Below are 8886 nucleotides of genomic sequence, written 5' to 3'. Positions count from 1 at the left end.
GGCACGCACGTATGCACAGTTACTCGGCTTTCCGAAACAAGCGGAGTTGCTGCAGCTGACGCTTGACGAAGAGCAGGCGACTGACCTGCTCCTTACCGAGATCTCGCTCTCGGTGAATGTCGATGCGATCGTCGGCGACGGCGAGACGGCGGAGTAGCGCCGATGAGCAAACTACTGCGTGGAGTCGCCGCCGGGTGGGGTGCCAACAAGCTGGGAGGCGGTTGCTTCACCACGATCCTTGTTTTCGCGCTATTGTGGTGGCTGCTGGGCAGTTTCGACATCTTCCGCTAGCGATTCGCCAAGCGCGAATCGCCGGCCGGAGCACACTCAGCATTCCTCGCCAGGCGGTGGGTGCTCCTCCGTTATTCCGCCAGCAGTTTCACCAGCTCGGCAAAGGCCACCGGCTTGGTGGTGTGGACGTCGAACCCGGCCTCGAATGCGCGCTGGCGGTCCTGTTCGAGGCCGTAGCCGGTCATCGCGATGATGCGCGTCTCCCTGAGACCTGACGCGCGGATCCGCCGGCACACCTCGTAGCCATCCATGCCGGGCAGACCGATGTCGAGCAGGATCACCGACGGCGGCCGTTCTTCGGCAAGTCGCAGAGCGTCCGGCCCGTTGTGTGCCACCACCACGTCGTGGCCGCGCATGCGAAGCAGCATGGCGAGGCTATCGGCGCCGTCGACATTGTCATCGACGACGAGAATGCGACGCGATGCCTCAGCAGAGTGCGATGCCTCGGGCGTGTCATTGGCCGTCGTGGTCATCGAGTCGATCGACGTGGGGATGTAGACGACGAACTCGCTTCCCAGTCCCGGCCCAGGGCTCTCGGCACGTACGGTGCCACCGTGCAGTTCGACTATCTGCTTCACGAGTGACAAGCCGATGCCGAGGCCGCCCGCAGCACGATCAAATACACGTTCGCCCTGCGCGAACAGGTCGAATATGTGGGGCATGGATTCGCGCGAGATGCCGATACCACGATCCTTCACCACGATGACGGAATCGGTGCCATCATGCTCGATTCGCACCGCGATCGTTCCGTTCTCCATCTGATACTTGGCCGCATTGTTGAGCAGGTTGGCCACGACCTGCGTGAGGCGCGCCGGATCTCCGCGCAGCAGCAGCGGTGTCTCCGGCATCTCTACGGTGAGCTGATGGCCCATCTCGTCGATGAGCGGACGGCTCGTCTCCACGGCACCATGCACGACGTTGCGCAGGTCGAGCTGCTCGGAACGAAGCCGGATCTTTCCTTTCGAGATGCGAGAGACGTCGAGCAGATCGTCCACTAGGCGGGTCAGCTGTTTTGCCTGACGTTCGATCACGTCGTGACACCAGATCAGCTCCGGATCGTGTACGCCCTTCATGCGCATGATGCTCGCCGCATTCCGAATCGGCGCCAGCGGGTTGCGCAACTCATGCGCGAGCAGCGCCAGGAATTCGTCCTTGCGCCGGTCGGCATCGAGCAGTTGCTCGGCGAGTTCGATTTGTCGAACCACCGATGCCTCGAGCTCGGCGGTGCGCTCCGCAACCCGGCGCTCAAGCTCCGCCGTGAGTCGCTCGGCCTCGCGCGTTTTCCGGTAAAGCGCCGTGAACACTGTGACCTTCGCCCGCAGCAGCTCGGGCACCACCGGCACCGATACGTAGTCTGCCGCGCCCGACTTGTATCCCTTGAGCCGGTCGAGGTCGGACAGATGCACGGCGGATACGAAGATGATCGCCGTTTTCTCGTAACGCGGATGCTGGCGGATAATCTCCGCCAACTCGAAGCCGTCGAGCTCCGGCATGCTGACATCCATCAGCACGAGCGTGATGTCCGTCTTGAGCAAGTGCTCCAGCGCCTCGCGCCCCGAGCTGGCCGTGATCAGGTTTTCCCCGAGCTCGCTGAGTATCGCCTCGTAGGCGAGCAGCTTGCCCGGCTGATCATCGACCAGCAGGATGTTGACCTTATCAAAGGTGTTGCGAAACACGTCGCTTCCTTCGTCGTCCGGAATCTCGAGCATGTTTGTCATTTTCAGCGATGCAGCCACATACGGAGCGCCGAGAGCAGTTGCTCGGTATTCACCGGCTTGGCGAGATAATCCGACGCGCCCGCATCGATGCACTTCTCCCGATCACCCTTCATGGCCTTGGCGGTGAGGGCGATGATCGGGAGGCGCTTCATGGAAGGGTTCTGGCGAATGGCCTGCATGGTCTGGTAGCCGTCCATCTCCGGCATCATGATGTCCATCAGCACGATAGACACGTTGGCGGTGCTCTCGAGCGTCGAAATGGCCTCGTAACCCGTGCCCGCGGTGAGCACGTTCATGCCGCGCCGTTCCAGTACGCTGCTCAGTGCGAAAATATTGCGTACGTCATCGTCCACCACCAGCACCATCTTGCCGACAAGATCGTCGTCCGAGCGGTGCAGGCGGTCCAGCATCAACTGCTTTTCCAGGGGCAGGTCCGCCAGCACGCGGTGCAGGAACAGCGCTGTTTCGTCGAGCAGACGCTCCGGCGACTCCACACCCTTCACCACGACGCTTCGCGCCAGCGTGTGCAGGCGCGCGTCCTCCTCAGGTGAAAGTTCCTTGCCGGTGAACACGACCACCGGTACATCGCAAATGGTCGAGTCGTCCCGCATATGTTCCAGCACTTCGAAACCCGTCATGTCCGGCAGGCGAAGATCGAGCACGGCACAGTCGTACGAGCCGGTGCGCATCGCGGCCAGCGCTTCCTTGCCGGTGCCGACGGTGTCGATCTCCACATCCTTGTACGCCAGCAACTCGGCAATGCTGAGCTGCTCGGCCTCGTTGTCCTCGATCACGAGTAGCCGCCGCGACCGGGGCCGTGAATACTCCTTGATGCGCAGCAGCGCCTCCTCGAGGCCTTCCGTCGTGGTCGGTTTCGGCAGGAAGCTGAACGCGCCGCGCGCAAGCCCGTGCTGCCGGTCCTCGTCGAGCGTGATCATCTGCACCGGGATGTGGCGCGTAGTCGGATCCTGCTTGAGCTGGCTGAGCACGGTCCAGCCCAGCATATCGGGCAGGTACACGTCGAGCGACACGGCCGTGGGCTGATACTCGCGCGCCAGAGCGAGCGCATCAGCGCCACGCGCCGCCACCAGCACCTTGAACCCTTGCAGACGCGCCTGTTCGACGAGTACGCGGGCGTAGTGGGGATCGTCCTCCACGATGAGCAGTCGGGCGTCGTGCTCCTGCAGGTCGTGCCGGTCGTCGGCCACAGCCTCCAGCGGACGCCCCCACGTACGCACCGACGACAGGCTCGTGGTGTGACTCGGCATGCCGTCCGCGTCTTCCGGCGACGCGATCGTCGTCGATCCGAGAAGCGACGAACCTGACGGGCCGATGTACGTTTGCGGCAGGTACAGCGTGAAGGTGCTGCCCAGCCCCGGCGTGGAGCGTAGCTGGATTTCGCCGCCGAGCAGCGCTGCGAGTTCGCGGCTGATGGCGAGGCCGAGGCCGGTGCCGCCGTACTTGCGCGACGTGCCGGCGTCGGCCTGTTGGAACGCCTCGAAGATGATGCGCTGCTTCTCGAGCGGGATGCCGATGCCGGTGTCCGACACCTCGAACGCCACCACGCTCGGGGCGCGCTTGAGAATCGGGTGCTCCCTGCTCCAGCCACCCGCGGCCTGCGAGACGCGGAGACGCACACCGCCTTGCTCGGTGAACTTGAAGGCGTTGGACAGGAGGTTCTTGAGCACCTGCTGCAGCCGCTTCGCGTCGGTGACCATGGTGGCGTCGCCGGTCAGGTCGGTTGTGACGTCGAGCGTGATGTGACGATTGTCCGCTTCGTGACGGAAGGGCCGTGCGGTACCGTCCATCAGGTTGCGCACGATCACCTCTTCGGCCATCACGGTCACCGTGCCCGACTCGATCTTCGACAGGTCGAGAATGTCGGTGATGAGGTTGAGCAGGTCGGTGCCCGCACCGTGAATGGTCTTCGAGAACTCCACCTGTTTGGGTGACAGGTTGCCTTCCGCATTTTCGCCGAGCTGCTGTCCAAGAATCAGGATGGAGTTGAGCGGCGTGCGCAGTTCGTGCGACATGTTCGCAAGGAATTCCGACTTGTACTTCGATGTCAGTGCGAGCTCGGACGCCTTTTCCTCGAGCGCGCGGCGCGCCTGCTCGATTTCCTGATTCTTGCGCTCCACTTCGGCGTTCTGTTCGGCGAGCTGCTGCGCTTTCTGGGCGAGCTGCTCGTTCGTTTGTTGTAACTCGCCTTGTTGCGTCTGCAGTTCGGCGGCCAGCTGCTGCGACTGCTTCAGCAACCCTTCCGTCCGCATCGTGGCTTCAATCGAGTTGAGCACGATACCGATCGAGTCGGTGAGCTGCTCGAGGAACGACAGATGCGACGTGGTAAACGTGCTGAGCGAGGCCAGCTCGATCACCGCTTTTACTTCGTCTTCGAACAGCACCGGCAGCACGATCACGCTGCGCGGCGTTGCCTGGAACAGGCCGGAGGTGATCGGTGAAATGTCGGAGGGTAGGTCATTGATGACCACGCGCTTCTTCTCTGAGACGCACTGGCCGAGCAGCCCCTGCCCAACGCGAAGCGTTTCGCGGTGGCCGGTAACGGGATCGTCGGCGAAGCCGGCGATGAGCCGGAGCTCCTGTCCCGGCGATTCGTCCACGCGATAGATCACGCCTTGGTGCGCGTTCACAAGCGGAGTGAGCTCGGAGAGCAGCATCCGGCCCACGGTGGAGAGATCGCGCTGCCCCTGCAACATTCCCGTGAAGCGCGCCAGGTTCGTCTTGAGCCAGTCCTGCTCGGTGTTGCGGTCCGTCGTGAGACGGAGGTTGCCGATCATCGTGTTGAGGTTGTCCTTGAGCTCGGCCACCTCGCCTCGCGCCGCGACCTGAATGGAGCGCGTGAGGTCACCCTGCGTCACGGCCGTCGCGACTTCGGCAATGGCGCGCACTTGCGTCGTGAGGTTGGCAGCCAGCAGGTTCACGTTACCGGTGAGGTCCTTCCACGTGCCGGCGGCGTCGGGCACGTTCGCCTGACCGCCCAGTCGCCCTTCCACGCCGACTTCGCGTGCAACCGTCGTGACCTGGTCGGCGAAGGTCGCGAGCGTCGCCGTCATGTTGTTGATGGTTTCGGCGAGTGCCGCGACCTCACCCTTGGCGTTCACGGTGAGCTTCGGCTTGAGGTCGCCGTTGGCCACGGCGGTCACCACCTTCACGATGCCGCGCACCTGCTCCGTGAGGTTGGCCGCCATCACGTTGACGTTGTCCGTGAGATCCTTCCACGTACCGGCCACGCCGGGAACCTTAGCCTGGCCACCGAGCTTGCCATCGGTGCCGACTTCGCGCGCGACGCGGGTGACTTCGGCCGCAAACGCGTTGAGCTGGTCCACCATCGTGTTGATGGTGTCCTTCAGCTCCAGGATTTCGCCCTTGACGTCCACGGTGATCTTCTTCGACAGGTCGCCTCGCGCCACGGCGGTGGCCACTTCGGCGATGTTGCGCACCTGACCCGTGAGATTCGATGCCATGAAATTCACGTTGTCCGTCAGACCTTTCCAGGTGCCAGCGACGCCGGGCACCTGTGCCTGCCCGCCGAGTTTTCCTTCCGTTCCTACCTCTCGCGCCACACGCGTGACTTCCGACGCGAAGGCATTGAGCTGCACCACCATCGTGTTGAGCGTGTTCTTCAACTCCAGGATCTCACCGGACACGTCGACCGTGATTTTCTTCGACAAGTCACCGTTGGCGATCGCCGTGGCCACCTCGGCGATGTTGCGCACCTGTGCGGTGAGGTTGGACGCCATGAAGTTCACGGAGTCCGTGAGATCCTTCCAGGTTCCACCGACACCGGGCACCACGGCCTGCCCGCCGAGTCGTCCATCGGTGCCGACTTCGCGGGCCACGCGCGTTACTTCCGAGGCAAATCCGTTCAACTGGTCGACCATCGTGTTGATGGTGTCCTTGAGCGCCAGGATTTCGCCCTTCACGTCCACGGTGATCTTGCGCGAGAGGTCGCCTCGCGCGACGGCGGTCGTGACCTCGGCGATGTTTCGCACCTGACCGGTGAGGTTGGACGCCATGGAGTTCACCGAGTCGGTGAGATCCTTCCATGTGCCGGCCACGCCGAGCACCTGCGCCTGACCACCGAGTTTTCCTTCGGTACCGACTTCTCGCGCCACGCGCGTGACTTCGGCGGCAAAGGCATTGAGCTGGTCGACCATGGTATTGATGGTGACCTTGAGCTCGAGCACCTCGCCGCGCACGTCCACGGTGATCTTACGGGACAGGTCGCCTCGCGCAACGGCCGTGGTGACTTCGGCGATGTTACGCACCTGCGTGGTAAGATTGGCGGCCAGCAGGTTCACGTTGTCGTTCAGGTCCTTCCACGTGCCGGCCACGCCGGGCACCACGGCCTGACCACCCAGGCGGCCTTCGGTGCCGACCTCGCGCGCCACGCGTGTGACTTCCGATGCAAAGCCGTTCAACTGGTCCACCATGGTGTTGAGCGTTTCCTTGAGCTGCTGGATCTCGCCCGACACGTTCACCGTGACCTTCTTCGACAAGTCGCCGCGCGCAACGGCGGTGGCCACGTCGGCGATGTTACGCACCTGCGCGGTGAGGTTGGACGCCATGAAGTTCACGTTGTCCGTGAGATCCTTCCACGTGCCGCCCACCCCCGGCACCTGTGCCTGGCCGCCCAGCTTCCCTTCCGTGCCCACTTCGCGCGCCAAGCGCGTGACCTCGCCGGCGAAAGCATTGAGCTGATCCACCATCGTATTGATGGTGTCCTTGAGTTCCAGAATTTCGCCGGACACGCTCACGGTGATCTTGCGCGAGAGGTCGCCTCGCGCCACCGCGGTCGTCACTTCGGCAATGTTTCGCACCTGCGCCGTGAGGTTACCAGCCATCGCGTTCACCGAATCGGTGAGGTCACGCCATGTGCCGGCCATGCCGGGCACCACAGCCTGGCCGCCCAGTTTTCCTTCCGTACCGACTTCGCGCGCCACACGTGTGACTTCCGATGCGAACGAGCGCAGCTGATCGACCATCGTGTTGATGGCTTCCTTGAGCTGCAGGATCTCACCGCGCACGTCGACGGTGATCTTGCGTGACAAGTCGCCCGATGCCACGGCGATGGTGACTTCCGAGATGTTGCGAACCTGCGCCGTGAGGTTCGACGCCATCGAGTTCACCGACTCGGTCAGGTCCTTCCACACACCGGATACGCCCGGCACCTGCGCCTGCCCACCCAACTTGCCGGCCGAGCCGACTTCTCGCGCCACGCGCGTGACCTCCGACGTGAACACGCCGAGCTGCTGGATCATCGTGTTCACGATCGTCGCTGATCGCAGGAACTCCCCTTCGAGCGGACGTCCATCGACGTCGAGTCGCATCGTCTGGTTCAGGTGACCCTGGGCGACGGCCGCAATCGCGCCCGTCACTTCTGTAGTGGGCCGCAGTAGGTCGTCGACCAGAGTGTTCACCGAGTCCTGCATTTCGCCCCACGCACCGCGCTTGAGGTCGAAGCGCGCGCGTTCGCGGGTCTTGCCTTGCTTCCCGACCACCTGGCCGACGCGACGTAACTCGAACGCCATTTTTTCATTGGCGGCAATGATCTCGTTGAACGTGTCGGCGATCTTGCCGTCGAGCCCCGACCAGTCGCCCGGCAGCTGAACGGTAAAATCGCCGGCGCGTACACGCTGCAGGGCGAGCAGCAGCTGGCTGCGGTCGAGGCCGAGCGGAAGGTCCGCGCCCGACCGGGGAGGCATTGCGACCGCGACGACCTCGAATGCATCCGGCAGGTCGGGAGCTCCCGCGCTCTTTCCATGTCGCTTCCCGGGCGAGAGCTTCGCCGAGCGCACTTTCGTGCGTGCAAGGCCGTCGTGCGGGGAGCCATCGCCCGCCGAGCCGCCGTTCGTGGAGGTTCGCTTCATCGGAGTATTCAGCGGAGAGAAAGTCGGGCCGAACCACGGGCGCGGAGTGGAGCGGGCGGAGGTGGCGGTGAGGCAGATCGCCATCACGGCCGAGACTCGTCGCGCAACCGAACATAGGCGTTACGGCGTGAGAGTGCGAGTGCCTCTACCGTGGCCGCGTGGGGTGCAGCCGCTGGACTGCACTTCTTTCAGCGGAACTCGGCCATTGGACATTTACATTCTGACCCGGTAGCGTCCCAACCTTTTTGAAAGGAGAACGAGTGGAACGGGCTCGAAATCAGAGTCTGAATAACCAGGTGGTGGTGTAAGTAGTTGTTGGAGCGGGACTTGCTCGAACAGGGCCACACTCGGGATCTGTAACATTTCGTCCACGCGTTGCCGGTCAAGCGGTAGACCTCGCTTCGCGATCCAGAGGTGCGTGGTCACCTGAACACGGCGAACACGACGCCTGTTGTTGCTGTTCTTCGCGGGCCTTCGCGATCGTCGCGGACTTCGCGCGAACTGCGGTGCGTGCGGCTGCTGCGGAGCGATCGGAGAGCCAGCTGGTCGCGCGGCGCTTCTTACCGATACTGCTCCATCAACGTCTGCAGCGCCGCGTTCCCCGGACAGAGATCGGCGAACGGCAATTCCACCAGCGGCTGCGCAACGGTCTTGGACATCGCGTGCATGTCCTGCCCGCTTTCGTCGATGAACAACAGTCCGGTGGCCACCTCGTGGCGGAGCTGGCAGGCACGTACGTGCGCGTACGCCTGTTCGCGGTTCGTGGGGTCATAACTGTCCGCCGTCTTGCGAAATCGCACCGTGCTGCCGTCGTGCATGGGCACCACCGACACGTCGTCGTTGGTCTCCGGCGCCGTGATCTCGCGGCGCAACGGCACGAAATCCGCCGCCGAAATCTCGACCTCGTGCTCACGCGTGAACTTGTAGCTCTTGGTGGAGCCTTCGTGATCGTTGAAGGTCACGCACGGCGAGATGACGTCGATCAGCGC

General features: G+C 63.4%; 3 protein-coding genes and 1 pseudogene. 1 reads left to right on the top strand and 3 read right to left on the bottom strand.

Going from position 1 to position 8886, the window contains the following annotated elements:
* The first annotated feature begins 162 nt into the window (after positions 1-162).
* Complete coding sequence (locus ACESNG_RS10820; RefSeq protein ID WP_373061916.1) at positions 163-291, top strand: hypothetical protein; 129 nt, start codon at positions 163-165, stop codon at positions 289-291.
* 71 nt (positions 292-362) lie between these two features.
* Here ACESNG_RS10820 and ACESNG_RS10815 read toward each other — a convergent pair whose 3' ends face one another.
* The 3 genes and pseudogenes from ACESNG_RS10815 to ACESNG_RS10805 all read right to left on the bottom strand — a co-directional run.
* A complete protein-coding gene (locus tag ACESNG_RS10815; RefSeq protein ID WP_373068942.1) occupies positions 363-2009 on the bottom strand; it encodes a response regulator in 1647 nt (548 codons plus the stop codon).
* A 2-nt stretch (positions 2010-2011) separates the two neighbouring features.
* Positions 2012-7732 (bottom strand): HAMP domain-containing protein, encoded by a 5721-nt coding sequence (locus tag ACESNG_RS10810; protein WP_373061918.1) that lies wholly within the window; start codon positions 7730-7732, stop codon positions 2012-2014.
* A 725-nt stretch (positions 7733-8457) separates the two neighbouring features.
* A pseudogene (locus tag ACESNG_RS10805) lies at positions 8458-8886 on the bottom strand (2-oxoacid:ferredoxin oxidoreductase subunit beta); the annotation flags it as partial.

This window comes from Gemmatimonas sp., assembly GCF_041689975.1.
Taxonomy (GTDB): domain Bacteria; phylum Gemmatimonadota; class Gemmatimonadetes; order Gemmatimonadales; family Gemmatimonadaceae; genus Gemmatimonas.
This window is presented reverse-complemented; position numbering and strand designations above follow the sequence as displayed.